Genomic DNA, 20,380 nt, shown 5'->3' with positions numbered 1-20,380 from the left:
TTTTGGAGAAAGTAACATGAGCAATGTTCCAGCAGATTTGAAATACGCATCCTCCCACGAGTGGATACGTTCAGAAGGCAACGGCGTTTATACCGTAGGCATCACCGAACACGCACAGGAGTTACTGGGCGATATGGTTTTCGTTGATCTGCCAGAAGTCGGCCGTGAAGTTGCCGCCGGTGAAGATTGCGCAGTGGCTGAATCCGTCAAAGCGGCGTCAGATATTTACTCTCCAATTAGCGGCGAAATCGTTGCAGTTAACGGCGAACTGGAAGGTTCTCCGGAGCTGGTCAACAGCGAGCCATACGGCACCGGTTTCCTGTTCCAGATTAAAGCGTCAGACGAAAGCGAACTGGCTAAGCTGCTTGATGCACAAGCCTACTCAGCTTCCATCGACGAGTAATTACACATTGCATTACCCGCCCCGCAACCCGCTTGCGGGGCAGATCCCGACCCGTAGCTTTTGTCAGTATCCCAAGACACCTCCAGCAGATTTCAGGAATGCGTAGCAAATGACTCAGACTCTCAGCCAACTCGAACACAGCGAAGCCTTTATCGGCCGCCACATCGGTCCGTCTTCTCAGCAGCAGCAACAGATGCTGGAAACGGTCGGTGCGGATTCTTTAAATGCGCTGATCCAGCAGATCGTTCCGGTCGATATCCAGTTACCTGGCCCGCCGGCTGTCGGTGATGCCGTCACGGAACATCAGGCGCTGGCTGAGCTGAAAGCCATTGCCAGCCAGAATCAACGCTATAAATCCTACATCGGTATGGGTTACAGCGCGGTGCTGACGCCGCCGGTTATCCTGCGCAATATGCTGGAAAATCCGGGCTGGTATACCGCGTATACGCCGTATCAGCCGGAAGTGTCTCAGGGCCGTCTTGAAGCATTGCTGAACTTCCAGCAACTGACTTTAGACTTAACGGGGCTGGATCTGGCTTCTGCTTCTTTGCTTGATGAAGCGACTGCCGCTGCCGAAGCGATGGCGCTGGCAAAACGTGCCAGCAAACTCAAAGACGCCAACCGTTTCTTCGTGGCAGACGACGTGCATCCGCAAACGCTGGATGTGGTGCGTACCCGTGCGGAAACCTTCGGTTTTGACATCATCGTTGATAAAGCCGAAAAAGTGCTCGAGCTGGAAGGCGTGTTCGGCGTGCTGTTGCAGCAGGTTGGCACCACCGGTGAAGTTCACGATTACACCGCGCTGCTGGGCGAACTGAAATCCCGCAAAATTATTACCAGCGTCGCCGCTGACATTATGGCGCTGGTGCTGCTGGCTGCACCGGGCAAGCAGGGCGCAGACGTGGTCTTCGGTTCCGCGCAACGCTTTGGTGTGCCGATGGGCTACGGTGGTCCGCACGCGGCATTCTTCGCCTGTGTAGACGAATTCAAACGTTCCATGCCGGGCCGTATCATCGGGGTTTCCCGTGATGCCGCAGGCAAAACTGCACTGCGTATGGCGATGCAGACCCGCGAGCAACATATCCGCCGCGAAAAAGCCAACTCCAACATTTGTACCTCGCAGGTTTTACTGGCGAATATTGCCAGTCTGTATGCGGTATTCCACGGCCCTGAAGGCCTGAAACGCATTGCGTCACGTATTCACCGTCTGACCGACATTCTGGCCGCTGGCCTGAAACAGGGTGGCCTGACGCTGCGTCATAACACCTGGTTTGACACGCTGACTGTTGAAGTCAAAGACAAAGCCGCCGTGCTGGAACGCGCGCTGAGTTTCGGTCTGAACCTGCGTACTGACATTCACGGCGCAGTCGGTATCACCCTCGACGAAGCCACGTCCCGCGAAGACGTTCAGGTTCTGTTCGCTGCCCTGCTGGGTGACGACAACGGTCTGGATATCGACAAACTGGACAAGGCGGCATCGACCGACAGCAACTCCATTCCTGCTGCTATGCTGCGTGTGGATCCGATCCTGACCCATCCGGTATTCAACCAGTACCACAGCGAAACCGAGATGATGCGTTATATGCACCGTCTGGAGAAAAAAGATCTGGCGCTGAATCAGGCCATGATCCCGCTGGGTTCCTGCACCATGAAACTGAACGCTGCGGCAGAAATGATCCCGATTACCTGGCCGGAATTTGCCGATCTGCACCCGTTCTGTCCGACAGAACAGGCTGGCGGTTATCAGCAGATGATTGGTCAGCTGTCACAATGGCTGGTTCAGCTTACCGGTTACGACGCAGTTTGCATGCAGCCAAACTCCGGCGCGCAGGGCGAATACGCGGGTCTGCTGGCCATCCGTCGTTACCACGAAAGCCGTAACGAAAGCGGTCGTCACATCTGCCTGATCCCAAGTTCAGCGCACGGCACCAACCCGGCTTCCGCGCAGATGGCGAGCATGACCGTCGTAGTGGTTGCGTGTGATAAACAGGGCAACATCGACCTGAGCGACCTGCGTGAGAAAGCGGCGAAAGCGGGCGATGAGCTGTCTTGTATCATGGTGACGTACCCGTCAACGCACGGCGTTTACGAAGAAACTATCCGCGAAGTTTGCCAGATTGTGCATCAGTACGGCGGTCAGGTTTACCTCGACGGCGCGAACATGAACGCACAGGTCGGCATTACCACGCCGGGTTACATCGGCGCGGACGTCTCGCACCTTAACCTGCATAAAACTTTCTGTATCCCGCACGGCGGCGGCGGTCCTGGCATGGGCCCGATTGGTGTGAAAGCGCATCTGGCGCCGTTCGTTCCGGGTCACAGCGTGGTGCAGATTGACGGCGTGCTGACGCAAAACGGCGCGGTTTCTGCGGCACCGTTCGGCAGTGCTTCCATCCTGCCAATCAGCTGGATGTATATCCGCATGATGGGCGCGGAAGGTCTGAAACAAGCCAGCCAGGTGGCAATTCTGAATGCGAACTACATCGCGACCCGTCTGAAAGACGCGTATCCGGTGCTGTATACCGGCCGTGATGGTCGTGTGGCGCACGAATGCATTCTGGATATTCGTCCGCTGAAAGAGACGACCGGTATCAGTGAAATGGATATCGCCAAGCGTCTGATCGACTACGGATTCCATGCCCCGACCATGTCCTTCCCGGTGGCCGGTACGCTGATGGTTGAACCAACCGAATCAGAAAGCAAAGTGGAACTGGATCGCTTCATTGATGCGCTGCTGGCAATCCGCAGTGAAATCGACCGCGTGGCGCAAGGCGAATGGCCGCTGGCAGACAACCCGCTGGTGAATGCACCGCACGTGCAGAACGAGCTGGTCAGCGACTGGAACCATCCGTACACCCGCGAAGTGGCGGTATTCCCGGCCGGTTACGACAACAAGTACTGGCCGACGGTGAAACGTCTGGATGACGTGTACGGGGACAGGAATTTGTTCTGTTCGTGTGTACCGATGTCAGATTACGAGTAAGACGCCGATCTGCTCCTCGCTGAGAAGGGTGAGGAGTAAAAAACTCGGGCTGCTCCCTCCCCTGCGAAGGGGAGGGTTGGGGTGGGGTATTAAAGTAAAATCAATAAGTTGAAGTATGCTTTTGCCGGGTGTTAGCCCTTAAAACCCCCTCCCAACCTCCCCCTTCGCAGGGGGAGGAGCTAAGCCAAATTCCCCTTTCTTTCTGTTTCTCCTACACTTTCCTCATTTCCCCCCAATGGAATCTTACACTCATGAAAATCGCTCTCGTCACCGGCGGCAGTCGCGGTATCGGCCGTGCAACGGCTCTTCTTCTTGCGCAGCAGGGTTACGCCGTCGGTGTGAATTACGTGAATAACGAAACCGCAGCCCAATCTGTTATCGATGAAATCCATCAGGCCGGTGGCAAAGCCATCGCGCTGAAGGCTGATATTTCCGATGAAGCGCAGGTTGTCGCGATGTTCAAACAGCTGAGCAACGAACTCGGCCCGATCACCGCGCTGGTGAATAATGCCGGGATTTTGTTCCAGCAGACCACCATTGAAAATCTCTCTGCTGCACGTATCAACAAAGTGCTGTCTACTAACGTAACCGGGTATTTCCTGTGCTGCCGTGAGGCGGTGAAAATCATGTCACACCGGCATGGCGGAAAAGGCGGGGCGATTGTGAATGTGTCCTCGGCGGCTGCCCGTTTAGGTGCGCCGGGTGAATATGCCGATTACGCGGCATCGAAAGGTGCGGTGGATACCCTGACAACCGGTCTGGCGCTGGAAGTGGCGGCGTACGGTATCCGCGTTAACTGTGTGCGTCCGGGTCTGATCTACACCGAAATGCACGCCAGTGGCGGTGAGCCGGGGCGGGTCGATCGCGTGAAAGCCAATCTGCCGATGCAGCGCGGCGGTCAGCCGGAAGAAGTCGCACAGGCGATTGCCTGGTTGCTGTCGGATTCCGCCTCTTACGCCACCGGCAGCTTTCTCGATCTGGCTGGCGGCAGATAGTCAGCGTAAATCATTGATAGCGGGGTTCGCTCCCCGTTCACTCCCCCAAAACGGTCAAATCCACACAACCGGTCATTAACGGTCATTAAATTGCACGAGGAATTGTGACCGTTTGCAAATCTGTTGCTGTTCTGTTGCAACGCAAATGACGATTTAATGCCGCTCCCACCACAGATCCAAACTTTAACATTTCATCTTTTCTCACCTTTTCGTGACAACTATCACAGGACGATTGTGGCAAAAAATGCGCACAGTCGCCTTTGAGGCACTGCGCATTCCATAAACATCCGGCTGCGTATCCTATTTGACATCGGGAAAGAGGAATCACCACATGCTGCCAGTAGAGCGACATCGATATATCACCGAAATTCTCAGCCAGCGCGGACGCATTCTTGTGCAGGAAGTGGCGCAGTTATGCCGCATCTCGCTGGAAACCGCGCGGCGGGATCTGGCGCTGCTGGAAAAGCGTGGCGTGCTGTTACGCAGCCATGGCGGCGCGGTGTTTAAAGAACATTCGGCGGCAGAAAAAACCTATGTGCCGTCGCAGATTGAACAGGGTGAATCCTTTCGTGACCGCAGCAATCAGTCGCCGGACAGCAAAACGCGTATCGCCAAACGGGCGTTACAGCTGATCAATCCCGGCGATTGCCTGCTGCTCGACAGCAGTTCCAGCAGCTGGTTTCTGGCGCGCCAGTTGCCTGACATTCAGCTGGTGGTGCTGACCAACTCGGTGCACATCATCCAGACGCTGGCGGTGAAAGCTAACGTGCGGGTGATCGGACTGGGCGGTGAATACTCGGCGAAATACGAAGATTTTGTCGGTGTGCTGGCCGAACAAATGCTGAAAGAGTTCGTCATCAACAAACTGTTTTTCTCCTGTCACGGCATCAGCCACGAAGGCGGTATCCGTGAAAGTAACGAGCATCACGCACGGCTGAAACAGCAAATGCTGCTTTCCTCCGAGCACAAAATTTTGCTGGCTGACTCCAGCAAATTCGGCCGCCGCTCTTTTGCGCGGATCTGCCACTACCGGGAAATCGACACACTGATAACAGACCATCTGGAGGATGAAGAATTCCGCCAGGAACTGGCCTGGAGCAACGTTAACGTGATTGAAGTTTCTCCGTCACCCCTACAGAAAAAAACTAAAAACAGCCGCAACGGCCCGTTAGCTGCGGCACATAACTGACCTCCCAGGAGAGTAAACATGATCAAGAAATCCGTTCTTGCCTGCCTGTTCGCCACAGCCATGTTGTCCCTGTCTGCGCACGCCGCCGACAAAATTCGCATGGGCGTGGTGGTGAAAGTCGGCGGTAATGCCTGGTTCAACGCGATGGAAGCCGGGATCAAAAGCGAAGCGGCCAAACGCGGGATCGACGCGTGGCAGGTCGGGCCGACCAGTGCGGATCCGGCGTTGCAGGTGCGTGCGATTGAAGATCTGATCGCCCAGAAAGTGGATGTGATCGGCGTGGTGCCCAACGACGCCCGCGTGCTGGAGCCGGTACTGAAACGCGCTCACGACGCCGGGATCAAAGTCATCGTGCATGAATCGCCGGATCAGAAATATGCCGACTGGGATTTCGAAATGGTCGATGCCACGCAGCACGGCATTAATCACATGATCGCGCTGGCGCAGTGTATGAAAGAGAAAGGCGACTATGCGGTGTATGTCGGAAGTCTTACCGTGCCGCTCCATCAGAAATGGGCTGATGCCGCCATCAATTACCAGAAAGAACATTATCCGGATATGCATCTGGTCGGCGACAAATTTGGTGTCGGCGAATCCCTTGATGACAGCATCCGTACCACCAACGACCTGATGTCCAAAGACGCCAACCTGAAAGGCATTCTGGCGATCGGCTCGCAAGGCCCGATTGGCGCAGGCCGCGCGGTGCTTAACCGTGGCAAAACTGACGACATCTGTGTGTTCGGGCCATTCAGTCCGGGTCAGGGCGCCAGTCTGGTGAAAGCCGGGGCCATCAAAGGCGGCTTTATCTGGAACCCGATGGTCGCGGGTGAAGTCTTTGTGCGCATCGCCGAGAAGCTGGAGAAAGGCGAAAAAATCACTGACGGCATGACCATTGAAGGCATGGGCAAAGTGAAAGTCGATGAAGCAACGCACACCATTCTGGGCAACGAAACCGAAAGCCTGGACAAAGCGAACCTGCCGAAACTGGTCAAAATGGGGCTGTAATCATGGCAATCTCCGAGATCATTCAAACAGAGAACGCGCCGCTGATTGATGTGCAAAACCTGTCGGTGACGTTTGGCGGGCAGCGTGCACTCAACGACATTTCCCTGCAGCTGATGCAGGGCGAAGTTCACTGCCTGGCGGGCACCAACGGCTGCGGGAAAAGTACGTTGATCAAAGTGATCTCGGGGGTTTATCAGCCGGACAACGGTTGCCAGATCACGCTCAGCTCGCCGTCGCAGGGCAGCCAGAGTTTCAGCAAACTCTCTCCGGATCAGGCACGTCAGTTTGGCGTGCAGGTGATTTATCAGGACTTGTCGCTGTTCCCGAACCTCAGCGTGTTCGAGAACATCGCCTTCGACCACAACTTACAAGGGCTTATGGGCTGGTATCGCCCGTCGCGCCTGCGGGAAACCGCGCAGCGCATTCTGACCGAACTGAATTACACGCTGGATCTCGACAGCAAAGTCTCGGCGCTGCCGATTGCCCAGCGCCAGCAGGTGGCGATTTGCCGTGCACTGGTCGCCGATGCGCGGTTAGTGATTATGGATGAGCCGACGGCCTCGCTGACCCGCACCGAAGTGAATCAGCTGCTGCGCACCGTGCATTATCTGAAAAGCAAAGGCATCAGCGTGGTGTTCGTCAGCCATCGCCTCGATGAAGTGCTGGAGATTTCAGACAGCGTCACGGTGATCCGTGACGGCAAAAAGGTCGGCACATTCCCGGCCTCTGAAGTCAGCAGCGAACGCCTGACCGAACTGATGACCGGCCTGAAACTCGATTACCGCCTGAAAGCCGCCAACATGAATGACGAACGCATCATGCTGGAAACCGACAAACTCAGCCGCGCAGGCCAGTATCACGACGTCAGTTTCAAACTGCATGCCGGAGAAGTGCTCGGTTTATGCGGTCTGCTCGGTTCCGGCCGCACCGAACTGGCACTCAGTCTGTTCGGCATGACCAAACCCGACAGCGGCAAAATCTACCTCGACAGCAAGCCGGTGCGTTTTCGCAGCCATGAAGACGCGATCAAATCCGGCGTCGGTTATGTGTCGGAAGATCGCCTGACGCTCGGCCTGATCCAGCAACAATCGGTGGGCGACAACACCGTGCTGGCGATCATGGATCAGTTGCGCAGCCGTTTTCATCTGATCGACGAATACCGCAAAAACAAGATCATCCAGCAGTGGATCGAAAAACTCGGCGTCAAAGTCGCCAGTCCCGAACAGGCGATTTCCACCCTTTCCGGTGGCAATCAGCAAAAGATCGTGCTCGCGAAATGGGTACTGACGCAGCCGAAAATCCTGATCCTCGATTCGCCAACGGTCGGCGTCGATGTCGGCGCGAAAGCCAGCATTTATCAGCTGATCCACCAACTGGCGGAAGAGGGGATTTCTATCCTGCTGATTTCCGACGAAGTGCCGGAAGTCTATTTCAACTGTGACCGCGTGCTGCATTTCAGTGAAGGCACGGTGGTTGGCGAATATCTGCCGGGCGCGATTACCCAGCAACAACTTGCGGAGGCGGTCAATGCTTAAGCTCAGCCGGTTACGCCCGTCCAGCAACGAAGGTTATTTAGCCTGGGTATTGCTGGTGGTGATCGTCACCTTTTCCTTACTCACCAACCAGTTTCTGACTTTACAGAACCTGCTGGATCTGACCGAAAGCTACGCCGTCAGCGGTATCTTTGCCCTCGGCCTGTTCGTGGTGCTGGTCACCGGCGGAATCGATATTTCGTTCGCCGCCGTGGCTTCTGTCGTGCAGTACCTCATCGCCACGCTGGCGATTCACTACGGCCTGAGCAGCCCGACCGGCAGCATTTTACTGGCGGTCGCCATCGGCACGGTGCTCGGGATGATCAACGCGATTCTGATCTACTGCCTGCGCATCGTGTCGATCATCGTCACCATCAGTATGCAGTCGCTGCTGTTTGGCATGCTGATGTGGCTGACCAACGGCACCAGTTTGTACGACCTGCCGGACTGGCTGACGACGCCAATCCGTGTGCTGCCGTTCAGCGTCGGCGAGCAGCATTATCAGATTGGGTTGCCTGTGGTGGTGATGTTAGTGGTCGCCGGACTGAGCTGGATCCTGCTTAACAAAACCCATCTCGGACGCCAGTTATTTGCGGTCGGCGGTGACCAGGAATCCGCACGCCGTATCGGTATCCGCGTCGGTTTGCTGCATCTGTTTGCCTACGGTTATCTCGGCGCGATGGCGGCGATTGGCGGGCTGGTGCAGGTGTATCGCGTCGGTGAAGTGGTGCCGAATGCACTGGTCGGCGGCGAGCTGGATGTACTGGCGGCGGCAGTGCTCGGCGGTGCCAGTCTCCACGGCGGCAAAGGCAGCGTGGTCGGCACCCTGATGGGCGTGTTCCTGATTGGCGTGCTGAAAAACGGCCTCAACCTGATCGGCGTTTCCAGTTACTTCATGAACATCGTTATCGGCGTGGTGATCGTCGCGGCCATCACCGTCACCCATTACAAGAAACGCAAAGAAACCGAAGTCGGCTTCGCCTGAGGAAAACCGCTATGTTCGCAAAAAGCAGAAATGTGAGTCTTAAAGCGAAGCCCGATGCGCGGCCTCGCCTGAAAATCGCTTCCCTGAAAATAGATAGCACGACATTGGGATTATCGCTGTTATTGCTGGTGGTGATCATCGGTTTCAGCCTGGCGATGCCGGGGCGCTTCTTCAGTGACGCCACCTTTATGAGCGTCGCCTTCCAGCTGCCGGAACTCGGTTTACTGACGCTGGCGATGTTTATCCCGATCCTCAGCGGTGGTCTGAACCTGTGCATTATCGCCACCGCTAACCTGACCAGCTTACTGATGGCGTGGGTGTTTCTCACCTGGTTGCCGCCGGATGCCAGCATGGCGATGCAGGCGGTCTGGCTGACGCTGGCGCTGGTCGGCGCAATGATTCTGGCGCTGGTGATTGGCATGCTGACCGGCGCGCTGGTGGCGTATGTCGGCGCCCATCCGATTCTGGTGACGCTGGCGACCATGACCATGGTGAACGGCGTCGGCATCTACCTTTCACGCGGTGCGGCGATCAGCGGTATGCCGGACATCGTGCGCTTTATCGGCGCGGAAACCCTGCTCGGCGTGCCGGTTCCGCTGATTATCTTCCTGCTGACTGCAGCCTTAATCGCGGTGTTTTTAGAACGCACCCGCCTCGGTAAATACATCTACATGAGCGGCAGCAACATTAACGCCACCCATTTCAGCGGCGTGAATACCCACCGTGTACTGATCGCCATCTACGTGATTTCCAGCATGTTATGCGTGATTGCCGGACTCATCATGATGGCGCGTTTCAACTCGGCGCGCATGGGCTACGGCGACTCGTATCTGCTGCTGACGGTGCTGGCCATCATCCTCGGCGGTACCGATCCCAACGGGGGTTTCGGTAAAGTCGCGGGCGTGGTGCTCTCGCTGATTGTCCTGCAGGTGATTTCCACCGGCCTGAATCTGATGAACGTCAGCCCGCATTTCAGCCTGGCGATGTGGGGCGCGGTACTGATTGTGGTGCTGGCGCTGAAATTCTTCCGCAGCCGTTATCTGCAAAAAAGGGCAGGGCGAATGAGCGCTGCCAAAGCGCGGGCGGCTCAACCTTAAACACTTTTTTAAAATTGCCTCTGACTTAGGAAAACATCATGGAATACAAAATTTCTCCGTCGCTGATGTGCATGAGCCTGATCGACATTAAACAGCAACTCGAGGTGCTGAACCGTCGCGCCGACATGCTGCACATTGACATCATGGATGGCCATTACGTCAAAAACATCACGCTGTCGCCGTTCTTTATTGAGCAGATCCGCCCGCATACGCCGCTGGTTCTGGACGTGCATATGATGGTGGAAAACCCGGCTGACTTTATCGAGCCAATCGCCAAAGCCGGTGCCGATTTTATTTGTCCGCATGCCGAAACCATTAACCGCGACGCGTTCCGCATCATTAATCAGATCCGCTCGCTGGGTAAAAAAGTCGGCGTGGTGCTCAACCCCGCGACACCGGTGGAATACATCCAGCACTACATTCATCTGCTGGATAAAATCACCGTGATGACCGTCGATCCGGGCTATGCCGGTCAGCCGTTTATCCCTGAAATGCTGGGGAAAATCGCGCAACTGCGCGATCTCAAACAGCAAAAAGGCTACCGCTATCTGATCGAAATCGACGGGTCCTGCAACCTGCGCACCTATCAGGATCTGATGGGCGCGGGCGCGGAAGTGCTGATCGTCGGCAGTTCCGGCCTGTTCACGCTGGACAACGATCTGGATGTTGCCTGGGACAAAATGCTCGATCAGATGCGTCAGGCGCGTCACGCAGCCTGAGGGCAGGAGAGCCGTATGCCGCACTTTCTTGGAGTGGATGTCGGGGGCACCAATACCCGTTTAATGCTGATGGACAGCCAGCAAAATTTTCGCGGCTACCACAAAACCCCGACCCAAAGCTGGGCGGGGCAGTCCGATCCGTTACAGGGGCTGGAAAACCTGATCACGGCGTATTTGCAGGAACAGGACCCGCATAATCAGGTGGCGCAGGTGATGCTCGGGCTGCCGGGCATATTGTCCCGCGACCGCCAGACCGTGCTGTCGCTGCCGTTTATCTCCGCGCTGGATAATCAGCCGGTAGCGGCGCTGCTCTCGCAACGTTTACACCTGCCGGTGGCGATGGACAAAGACGTTAACCATCTGATGTGGTGGGATTTAATGCAGCATGGCGCATTGCCGGATGTTGCCGTCGGGCTGTATCTCGGCACCGGGCTGGGCAACAGTTTGTGGATCCACGGTGATTTTTACCACGGCGCGCACGGCGGTGCGGGCGAACTGGGGCACATTCCGCTGGCGGGGAATCCGTTGCTTTGTCCGTGCGGCAAAACCGGCTGCGTCGAGACGCTGACGTCCGGCAACTGGCTGACCGGCTGGGCGCGGCAATATGCGCCGCAAACGCCGTTCGCTGACCTGTTTGTACGTCATGCCGGGCATGTGGATTTAACTGAATTTGTGGCACGTCTGGCGCGCACCGTCGCCAGCGAAATGAACATTCTGGATCCCGAATATCTGGTGCTGGGCGGTGGTGTGCTGGCGATGGAAAACTTCCCGCTGGCCGAACTGGAACAACAGTTACGCAGCCATCTGCGCAGCCCGTATCCGGCGAACGGTCTGACCATTCATTTCAGCGCCGTCACCGACGAGACCGGTTGTCGTGGCGCGTGTCTGGCCGCACAGCGCGTTTTTCCGTCGCAGCCAGCTCTGGCCGCCGGAACATTTTCCTTCAGGAGAGAGGCATGAACAAAGGCAAGGTATGCGTATTTGGGTCTTTCAACCTCGATATCGTCGCAGGCATGGCGCGTTTCCCCAAACCGGGAGAATCCCTGATTGCCCGCAACAGCATGATGGGCGCGGGCGGCAAGGGCGCCAACCAGGCGGTCGCCGCACTGCGTGCCGGTGCGCGGGTGCATTACATCGGTAAAGTTGGTCGCGATGATTTCGGCATGTTTGCCCGCCGCCATCTCGACAGCGCCGGTTTCGACGCCGTCACGTTGTTCTCCACCAGCGAATGCCCGACCGGCAACGCGCTGATTTATGTCGCCGGAGCCGATGCCGAAAACATGATTGCCGTTGATCCGGGCGCCAACCTGACGGTCACCGACGAAGAAGTCGAACAATGCCGTCCGGCCGTCGCCGCCGCTGATATCCTGCTGACGCAGCTCGAAAATAATCTGCCTGCGATTGAAAAACTGATCGGCATCGCGAAGGAAAATGACACCTACATTATCCTCAACCCCGCGCCGTTCCAGCCGGTGTCCGACCATCTGCTGTCGCAGGTCGATTTACTGACGCCGAACGCCACGGAGTGCACGCTGCTGACCGGCATTGAAGTCCGCGATATTCCCTCTGCCCAACGCGCCGCCCACGCGCTGCACGCCAAAGGAATACAGGCGCTGATCATCACACTGGGCACGCAGGGCGCATTGCTTTCAGTCAACGGCGAAACGCAGATTATCCAGGCCTGTCCGGCGACCCCGGTCGACACCACTGGCGCAGGTGACGCCTTCAACGGCGCGCTGGCCTCCCAACTCGCAGCCGGCGCCACACTCTCCGAAGCCGCACAATTCGCATCCGCGTATGCTTCTGTATGTGTGGAAAGAGCAGGCGCGGCGGCATCGATGCCGACGTATGAAGAAGCGCGGGAGAGGATGGGGGTTGTGGTGGTTTGAAGCGGGTTTTCTTTTGCTCCTGCGAAAGCTGCAGGTTTTTCTTTACTCCTCCCCCTGCGAAGGGGGAGGTTGGGAGGGGGTTTTAAGGGCTTATACCTTCTGTCAAAGCACACTTCAACTTTTTGATTTTGCTTTAATACCCCACCCCAACCCTCCCCTTCGCAGGTGAGGGAGTCGACCGGCGTTATTCCTGCGAGACATCTTCCAGATTTCAAAGTAACTCCCTGTAAATCCATCCAGCCCATTTCATTCGAAAAATGGCAGGAATATAGTCGCTTCGCTGCGGAAGAACCGTAGTCAGAATTAGCGTTCTGGATCAGATTTACTCGATTGCACTGTGGCATAATGCCGCAGGTTTTGAGTCACCTGTAAATTATGGTGGTTCAGGCAGGGGCTTCTCAGAAGCGCCGGTTTTCGAGTCCGGTAACGCTAACTCTGTCTGAGCCACCACCCGAGGTTAGCGTCTCGTGTGGGGCAAAACATAATTTACTCGAGACTTTAAAATGACCGATTCAATTACCGAAACCACCCATCCCGAAAATTCCCTCACCGTTTTCCGTGCCCTGATTGCCGATTTGGATCTGAGCCATTTCACCGATCCCCAGCTTTACGATCTCGGCGCTGTCGCGTCTGAATCCGCTGAAGGGCTTTGCCAGGGTTTGCTGTGCCTGAGTGAAGGGCTGGAAAATAGCGAACTGTTGCCGCCGGAAGGCGTTTCGCAGGTGAGCGCCTATCTGAAAGCCTCTGCGCATCTGCTTCCGGCGCTGTTTGAGTTGTCAGAGAAGGCGGGGATTGCGCTCGGGATAGCAAAAATACGGGTTTAATCTTTTTCTCCTTCCCCTCTCACGAGGGGAAGGCTGGGAGGCCGGGTGTTGGTTTCGTGTAGATCTTAAGATAAATATAAAATATACCCCACGTGGGTTAATATGTTTTTTGTATGGTTGAAGTTAATGTGTTTATATTTAAAAGGTTTGTTTTTAATATCAAAGTGATTAATATCTGCGTGGTTTAAAATGTAGTTATGAGGGACCAAACTCCCATTGGGATGATCCTAAAGATCAGACATGGATAAGAGCAGGAATTGATTATGCCAAAAGAACGGGTTTTTAGGAAAATATATATTTTCATCGTGTTGGTTATAGCTTTCCTGGGATATTTAATTAAAGTGGTATTAGATTTTTCACCTTATGAACAAACGATTATACGAAAGGAAAGTATAGGCGAGTTTAATACCCTTTATGTGACTGAAGGTAGTGCGGGTGCAACGACCCAAAATACGTATAAATATTATCTTTATCCATCTGTAAAAACAGAGAAAGAGTTTCTGGCGGATGTCAGAGATTATCCTTCTGTTCTTTTTACTTCAGATTCAAATGTCCAAATGCAATTGAAGGGCAGATATCTCTATTTTACAGTTAAAGGAACTATTTATAGTTTTACCAACCAATCTGATTCTGTCTTTATATACCTCACCTCAACCCCATTTTAGTGGGGTTTTATCCGCATGTTACCGTTCAATCTTAAACCCGACCTCTATTTTGTTCAGTAACAATGCTCATATTTCATTCAAATAACCATCACATTCCCGCCATGTGGCTGACACAAATGCAGGACAGGATAGGCACCTTATTTCGCTGACCGGTACCCTGTAATGCGCCGCACGTTGTTCCCTTATCTGATTTTGCTGCCGACGCTGATTTTTCTGTTTTTATTCACCTATTACCCTTTATTTCAGTCAGCGACGGACAGCCTGTTTGACAGTCGTCTGTCGTCAGACGCGCCGCCGTTTGTCGGTCTGCAAAACTATCTGCGCCTGATCCAGGATTCAGTCTTCTGGCGCGCGCTGCTCAATAATCTGGCGTACATCCTGATGACCGTGGTGCCCGGCATTATTCTTGCGCTGCTGCTGGCGGTTGCGCTGTGGGAAAACACCTCGCTGAACCGCTGGCTGCGTACCGCGTTTTTCTTCCCGATGATTATCCCGCTGGTCAGTGCCGCCACCTTGTGGTTGTTCATTTTCATGCCCGGTATGGGGCTGCTGGATTACTACCTGGCGAAAGCATTCGGGCCGATGAATAACAATTATCTCGGTATGAGCAACAGTGCGCTGATTGCGCTGAGCGTGATCGGCGTGTGGAAATTCGCCGGTTATTACATGCTGTTTTTCCTCGCCGGATTGCAGTCGATCCCCGCCTCGGCACGCGAAGCGGCGCTGATGGAAGGGGCGTCGCGCCCGCAGGTTTTCTTCTATATCACGCTGCCGCTGCTGCGCCCGACCATCAGTTTTGTGGTCACTATCGCGCTGATTTATTCGATTACCCAGATAGATCACGTCGCAGTGATGACACAGGGCGGGCCGAATAACGCCACTACCGTCTTGCTGTATTACATCCAGAGTCTGGCGAATGACACCCATGATTTAGGCAAAGCTTCGGCGGCGACATTCCTGACGCTGGTGTTGCTGTTTGGTTTTTCGATGCTGAATCTGCGCGTGCTGGAAAGAGGAGCTCACTATGAGCGTTGAAACGTCTGAAGCGCCGGTGATGACCGGTAAAAAATTGCGGGCGGGCGTGCGTTCGCCATCGATGTTATTGCGCGGTGCGCGCCGTTCGACACTGCCGGTTTTACTGCTGTGCGCGGCCTTTTTATGGATGGCGCCTTTCCTGTGGATGCTGTCGTCAGCATTCAGTGAAAGCAGTTTTTCGCCGGATATGGCCTCGCTGTTGCCGCGCTTCCCGCTGACGTTGCAAAACTTCCGTGATGCGTGGGACAGCGCCGACTGGCTGCGGCTTTATGCCAATACTATTTTCTTCTCCTTCGGCACCTTTCTGGTTCAGCTGGTGACGATCACCACTGCCGGTTACGTGTTCGCATATCACGAATTTCGCGGCAAACAGACGCTGTTCTACCTGCTGCTGATCCAGCTGATGATCATGCCGGTGATTATGATGGTGCCGAACATGATGATCCTCAAACAGTTCGGGCTGCTCAATACATTGACCGGCGTGATGATGCCGTATTTCGCCTCAGCGTTTGGCGTATTCCTGATGCGTCAGGCGTTTCTCAGCATTCCCCGTGAAATCGAAGAAGCCGCGCTGATGGAGGGCTGCCGCTGGTGGCAGGTGGTGTTCCGCGTGCTGATCCCGATGTCGTGGCCCGCCATCCTCGCCTTTGCCACTGTCAGCATTACCTATCACTGGAATGAATACCTGTGGCCGCTGATGGTGCTTAACGATCCGGACAAACAGGTGCTGACCGTCGGACTGGTGTCTTTCGCGATGGGTGCGGAATCGGGCGGGCAGTGGGGCTTAATTACTGCCGGAACGCTGATGGTGTGTCTGCCGCTGATGCTGGCGTTCATTATTTTTCAGAAACAGTTCCTGAAAAGCTTCGGCTTCTCGGGCATCAAATAAAGGAGTCATCCATGTTTTTAGCTCAGATTTCTGACATGCACTTTCGCAGCCACGGCCGCAAACTGTATGACTTTATCGACGTGAACGGCTGTAACGCCGAAGTGGTCAGCCAGCTTAACGCGCTGGAAGAACAACCGGATGCGGTGGTGATCACCGGCGATATCGTTAACTGCGGTTTGCCGCAGGAATATGAAGTGGCGCGCCGCACGCTGGGCAACCTGCGCTATCCGTTGTTTATCATTCCCGGCAACCACGACGACAAAGCGCAGTTTCTGGAAGCGCTGCATCCGTTGTGTCCGCAGCTCGGTACTGACCCGCAAAATATGCGTTACGCCATCGATGATTTCCCGATGCGTCTGCTGTTTGTCGATTCCAGCCTGGCCGGAGAATCGAAAGGGTACCTGACGCTCGAAACGCTGGCGTGGCTGGAAGGTCAGCTGGAGCAGGGCGGCGATAAACCGACGGCGGTGTTTATGCACCATCCGCCGGTGAAAGTGGGTTCGGCGCAGATGGACGCGATTTCCTGCGAAAACGGCGATCAGCTGCTGGCGCTGATCGACCGTTTCCCGTCGCTGGTTCGCGTGTTCTGCGGCCACACGCACCGCCTGATTTTCACCCAGTACAAACAGGCGATCATCACCACCATTCCCGGTACGGTGCATCAGGTGCCGTATTATCATCACAATCCGGCACCGTTTTATAACCTCGAACCGGCGGCCTGCGTGATGCACCGTCTGGTGGATAACACCGGGCTGGTCAGCTATCTGCATCCGCTGTCGCAATATCCGGGGCCGTATCTGTATGACGCGCAAATCAGTTGCCCGGCGGATGAGCAATGATGTCTGGCATTCGTCTGGAAAATATTACCAAACAGTTTGAAGGCAGCACGGCGGTGAATAAGCTGTCGCTGGAGATTGCCGACGGCGAATTTCTGGTGCTGGTCGGGCCGTCGGGGTGTGGCAAAAGTACCCTGTTGCGCCTGCTGGCGGGTCTTGAAGAGGTCAGCGACGGGCGCATTATGCTCGACGGCAATGACATCTCCGGGCTGTCGCCGCGCGAACGAAATTTCTCAATGATCTTCCAGAACTACGCGCTGTTCCCGCACATGACCGTGGAACAGAACATCACCTTTGGCATGCGTATGCGCAATGAGCCGAAAGATCAGCACCAGGCGCGGGTGGATCGTGTCGCCGGATTATTACAACTGGAGCCGTTGCTCAAACGTAAACCCGGTAAGTTATCCGGCGGCCAGCGTCAGCGTGTTGCGATGGCGCGCGCCATTGTGCGCGATCCGAAGCTGTTTCTGATGGATGAACCGCTGTCGAATCTCGATGCGCGGCTGCGCACGGAAGTGCGTGACGGCATCATGCAACTGCATCAGCAACTGAAAACCAGCACCGTTTATGTCACTCACGATCAGATGGAAGCCATGACCATGGCGGATCGGATCGCGGTGCTGGATAAAGGCCATTTGCAACAAATCGGCGCGCCGGAAACGCTGTACGCGCACCCGGCCAACCTGTTTGTCGCCGGATTTATCGGCACCCCGTCGATGAATCTGTTTCTGCTGCCGTGCGCCGCTGGCGTGCTGACAGTCGAAAACCAGCCGGTCCGTCTGCCGCAAACTGAACATGCGCAGGCGCTCAATGAGGTGTATCTGGGCATCAGACCCGAACACATCAGCGACCGGCCGGTGGAAGGCGAAAGCCTGCAATTGCAGGCGACGCTGACCTATCGCGAGCTGCTCGGCGCGGAGTATCTGTGCCATGCCGACACGCCGCTCGGGAAAATCCGTTACGTACGTAAAAACCAGTTGCGGGAAAACAGCGGGGACATTCCACAACCCGGCGACCGCATTACTTTGTATTTCTCTTTGCACGACCTTCATCTTTTTTCAGGCCAAAACCAGCAGAATCTGCACCGGGAGAATCACCATCATGCGTAAAGTATCTGTGCTGGCGCTCGCCATCGGCTTTATTGCCGCAGGCACGGCGTCCGCCAAAGAAAATATCGATTTCATGTTCCCTGCACCGGTTGACGGCAAGCTGACCATGGAAATGACCCGCGTTATCAAAGAGTTCAACCAGTCACAAAATGATGTGGAAGTGCGCGGGATATTTACCGGCAGCTATGACACCACCAAAGTGAAAGCTGAAGCGGCAGCGAAATCTGGCCAGCCACCGGCGCTGGTGATCATGTCCGCTAACTTCACGGCGGATCTGGCGATCAAAAACGAAATTCTGCCGATGGACGAACTGTTCAAATTCGGCGACCAGAAAGCCACGCCGTTCCTGACGCAAAACTTCTGGCCCGCCATGCGCCAGAACGCTCAGCTTAACGGCGTCACTTACGCAATCCCGTTCCATAATTCGACGCCAATTCTCTATTACAACAAAGACATGTTCGCCAAAGCGGGCATTACCGCGCCGCCGAAAGACTGGGATGAATTGCTGGAAGACTCGAAAAAGCTGACGGATTCGGCGAAAGGTCAGTGGGGGATCATGTTGCCATCGACCAACGATGACTACGGCGGCTGGATTTTGTCGGCACTGACCCGCGCCAATGGCGGCCAGTATTACAACGCCGATTATCCGGGCGAAGTGTATTACGACAAACCATCCACCTTGGGCGCGCTGCGCTTCTGGCAGAATCTGGTATACCGCGACAAAGTGATGCCGTCGGGTGTGCTGAACTCCAAGCAAATCAGCGCGGCGTTCTTTTCCGGCAAACTCGGCATGGCGATGCTGAGCACCGGTGCACTGGGCTTTATGCGTGAAAATACCAAAGATTTTGAGCTGGGCGTGGCGATGATGCCTGCCAAAGTGCGTAACGGTGTCACCATCGGCGGGGCGAGTCTGGTGAGTTTTAAAGGCATTTCCGATGACCAGAAAAAAGCGGCTTACACCTTCCTGCAATATCTGGTCAGCCCGAAAGTGAACGGTGCCTGGAGCCGCTTTACCGGCTATTTTTCACCGCGTATGGCGTCTTATGACACACCGGAAATGAAAGAATATCTGGCGAAAGATCCGCGTGCGGCGATTGCGCTGGAGCAGCTGAAATACGCCTATCCGTGGTATGCGACGTATGAAACCGTGGCGGTGCGTCAGGCGATGGAAAATCAGCTTGCGGCGCTGGTTAATGATGAGAAAGTCACGCCGGAAGCGGCGGCGGCACAGGCACAGAAAGACGCCGACACCATCATGAAACCTTATGTGGAATCAACGGCACTGACTGTTCCAAAGTAGGTGATCTCGCTCCTTCCCCTTTACGAGGGGAAGGAGCAAAAAAATTACTTCAGCCAGCCCTGCTGATGGGCGTTATCCAGATGACTGCGGATATGCAGCCACAGTTCAGGATGGATATCGGCGATAAAGGCATTACGGGCTAACACCTGCTCCAGACGGATATTGTTCTCCACCCAGCTCTGCCCCTGATTATTCAGGTTCATGATCATCGGCATCACGCGGTCGATCACCAGCGCAAAGCGCGCTTCCGGGGTTTCACCCGCTTCGTATTCATTCCACAAATCCAGGAATTGTGTGTTCAGCGGTGCAGGCAGCAGGCCGAACAGGCGTTTCGCGGCAATGATTTCCTGATCGTGAACTGCTGCGCGGGCAGCGAGATCGTAAACCAGCACATCACCGGCATCGATTTCGACGATGTCGTGGATCAAAGCCATACGGATGACTTTATTGATATCAACGCCTTCCGGTGCGAAAGGGGCCAGGGACATTGCTGCCACGGCGAAATGCCAGCTATGTTCTGCGGAGTTTTCCTGACGCTCAGTGCCTAACACTTTGGTGCGACGTTGCACGCTTTTCAGTTTGTCGATTTCCATCAGGAACTGAAAAACTTCGGTCATTGCGCCGAAATTCAGCGGGGTAGTGGCTGCAGACATACTAAAACCTTAGTCATATTGACGGCATGGTAAACGGCGTTATTTCACTTTTCCGCTACACCTTAGTCGCTTGATATAAAAAAATCATGTTTTTGGGTGCGGAAAATGCATGTGTCTCAAAAATGTAATCTGAATGAATTATAAACAAATTGAATGAATTGAAGGGCTTCACACAACGGGGTGAATGAAATGATGATCTGCCTAAGAGACTGTTACATCAGATAATACTCATTTTAAGCTTACAGATGTACACTGGAATGGTTCTCAGTTAA

Annotated in this window: 19 protein-coding genes; 18 read left to right on the top strand and 1 reads right to left on the bottom strand. The window is 55.0% G+C overall.

Annotation, left to right across the window (positions count from 1 at the left end; translation table 11 throughout):
- Positions 1-16: 16 nt before the first annotated feature.
- The 18 genes from gcvH (at position 17) to HGO41_RS16335 (ending at position 19,455) form a co-directional block, all read left to right on the top strand.
- Positions 17-403, top strand: a complete 387-nt coding sequence (gene gcvH, locus HGO41_RS16420) for a glycine cleavage system protein GcvH (protein ID WP_013576782.1) — start codon at positions 17-19, stop codon at positions 401-403.
- Positions 404-512: 109 nt separating this feature from the next.
- Positions 513-3,386, top strand: a complete 2,874-nt coding sequence (gene gcvP / locus HGO41_RS16415; protein ID WP_250981223.1) for an aminomethyl-transferring glycine dehydrogenase — start codon at positions 513-515, stop codon at positions 3,384-3,386.
- Positions 3,387-3,637: 251 nt separating this feature from the next.
- Entirely contained in the window at positions 3,638-4,381 is a 744-nt protein-coding gene (locus HGO41_RS16410; protein WP_250981222.1) for an SDR family oxidoreductase, read from the top strand.
- A 331-nt stretch (positions 4,382-4,712) separates the two neighbouring features.
- Positions 4,713-5,570: a DeoR/GlpR family DNA-binding transcription regulator gene (locus HGO41_RS16405; protein WP_013576779.1), complete on the top strand. Its 858-nt coding sequence runs from the start codon at positions 4,713-4,715 to the stop codon at positions 5,568-5,570.
- A gap of 18 nt (positions 5,571-5,588) precedes the next feature.
- On the top strand, positions 5,589-6,575 hold the full coding sequence (locus tag HGO41_RS16400) for a substrate-binding domain-containing protein (RefSeq protein ID WP_013576778.1): 987 nt from the start codon (positions 5,589-5,591) through the stop codon (positions 6,573-6,575).
- 2 nt (positions 6,576-6,577) lie between these two features.
- Positions 6,578-8,110, top strand: coding sequence for a sugar ABC transporter ATP-binding protein (locus HGO41_RS16395; protein ID WP_250981221.1), 1,533 nt, complete (start codon positions 6,578-6,580; stop codon positions 8,108-8,110).
- The gene (locus tag HGO41_RS16390; protein ID WP_250981220.1) at positions 8,103-9,092 is read left to right on the top strand and encodes an ABC transporter permease; all 990 of its coding nucleotides are present in this window, start codon (positions 8,103-8,105) and stop codon (positions 9,090-9,092) included. Before HGO41_RS16395 ends, HGO41_RS16390 begins: the two co-directional genes overlap by 8 nt.
- A gap of 11 nt (positions 9,093-9,103) precedes the next feature.
- Positions 9,104-10,189, top strand: coding sequence for an ABC transporter permease (locus HGO41_RS16385; RefSeq protein WP_112150865.1), 1,086 nt, complete (start codon positions 9,104-9,106; stop codon positions 10,187-10,189).
- Positions 10,190-10,227: 38 nt separating this feature from the next.
- Positions 10,228-10,908, top strand: a complete 681-nt coding sequence (alsE, locus tag HGO41_RS16380; RefSeq protein WP_112288404.1) for a D-allulose 6-phosphate 3-epimerase — start codon at positions 10,228-10,230, stop codon at positions 10,906-10,908.
- Positions 10,909-10,923: 15 nt separating this feature from the next.
- Positions 10,924-11,868: an allose kinase gene (gene alsK / locus HGO41_RS16375; RefSeq protein WP_250981219.1), complete on the top strand. Its 945-nt coding sequence runs from the start codon at positions 10,924-10,926 to the stop codon at positions 11,866-11,868.
- Positions 11,865-12,797, top strand: coding sequence for a ribokinase (rbsK, locus tag HGO41_RS16370; protein WP_037036693.1), 933 nt, complete (start codon positions 11,865-11,867; stop codon positions 12,795-12,797). Before alsK ends, rbsK begins: the two co-directional genes overlap by 4 nt.
- Positions 12,798-13,300: 503 nt before the next feature.
- The gene (locus tag HGO41_RS16365) at positions 13,301-13,621 is read left to right on the top strand and encodes a hypothetical protein (RefSeq protein ID WP_013576771.1); all 321 of its coding nucleotides are present in this window, start codon (positions 13,301-13,303) and stop codon (positions 13,619-13,621) included.
- Between the two features lie 263 nt (positions 13,622-13,884).
- Positions 13,885-14,286 (top strand): hypothetical protein, encoded by a 402-nt coding sequence (locus HGO41_RS16360; RefSeq protein WP_250981218.1) that lies wholly within the window; start codon positions 13,885-13,887, stop codon positions 14,284-14,286.
- Between the two features lie 162 nt (positions 14,287-14,448).
- The gene (locus HGO41_RS16355) at positions 14,449-15,321 is read left to right on the top strand and encodes a carbohydrate ABC transporter permease (protein WP_013576769.1); all 873 of its coding nucleotides are present in this window, start codon (positions 14,449-14,451) and stop codon (positions 15,319-15,321) included.
- Positions 15,311-16,210 (top strand): carbohydrate ABC transporter permease, encoded by a 900-nt coding sequence (locus HGO41_RS16350; protein WP_112150858.1) that lies wholly within the window; start codon positions 15,311-15,313, stop codon positions 16,208-16,210. Before HGO41_RS16355 ends, HGO41_RS16350 begins: the two co-directional genes overlap by 11 nt.
- 11 nt (positions 16,211-16,221) lie before the next feature.
- Positions 16,222-17,049 (top strand): glycerophosphodiester phosphodiesterase GpdQ, encoded by an 828-nt coding sequence (gene gpdQ, locus HGO41_RS16345; RefSeq protein ID WP_013576767.1) that lies wholly within the window; start codon positions 16,222-16,224, stop codon positions 17,047-17,049.
- Positions 17,049-18,155 carry an ABC transporter ATP-binding protein gene (locus HGO41_RS16340; protein ID WP_223510308.1) on the top strand — a complete coding sequence of 369 codons (1,107 nt, stop codon included), beginning with the start codon at positions 17,049-17,051 and terminating at the stop codon, positions 18,153-18,155. Before gpdQ ends, HGO41_RS16340 begins: the two co-directional genes overlap by 1 nt.
- Positions 18,148-19,455, top strand: a complete 1,308-nt coding sequence (locus tag HGO41_RS16335) for an ABC transporter substrate-binding protein (RefSeq protein WP_037036703.1) — start codon at positions 18,148-18,150, stop codon at positions 19,453-19,455. The genes HGO41_RS16340 and HGO41_RS16335 overlap by 8 nt, the downstream gene beginning before the upstream one ends.
- Before the next feature lie 44 nt (positions 19,456-19,499).
- Here the strand turns inward: HGO41_RS16335 and HGO41_RS16330 are convergent, their stop codons facing one another.
- Positions 19,500-20,108: an HD domain-containing protein gene (locus HGO41_RS16330; protein ID WP_013576764.1), complete on the bottom strand. Its 609-nt coding sequence runs from the start codon at positions 20,106-20,108 to the stop codon at positions 19,500-19,502.
- Positions 20,109-20,380: the final 272 nt, after the last annotated feature.

The sequence above is a fragment of the Rahnella sp. CG8 genome (assembly GCF_023701875.1).
Taxonomy (GTDB): Bacteria; Pseudomonadota; Gammaproteobacteria; order Enterobacterales; family Enterobacteriaceae; genus Rahnella; species Rahnella aceris.
This window is presented reverse-complemented; position numbering and strand designations above follow the sequence as displayed.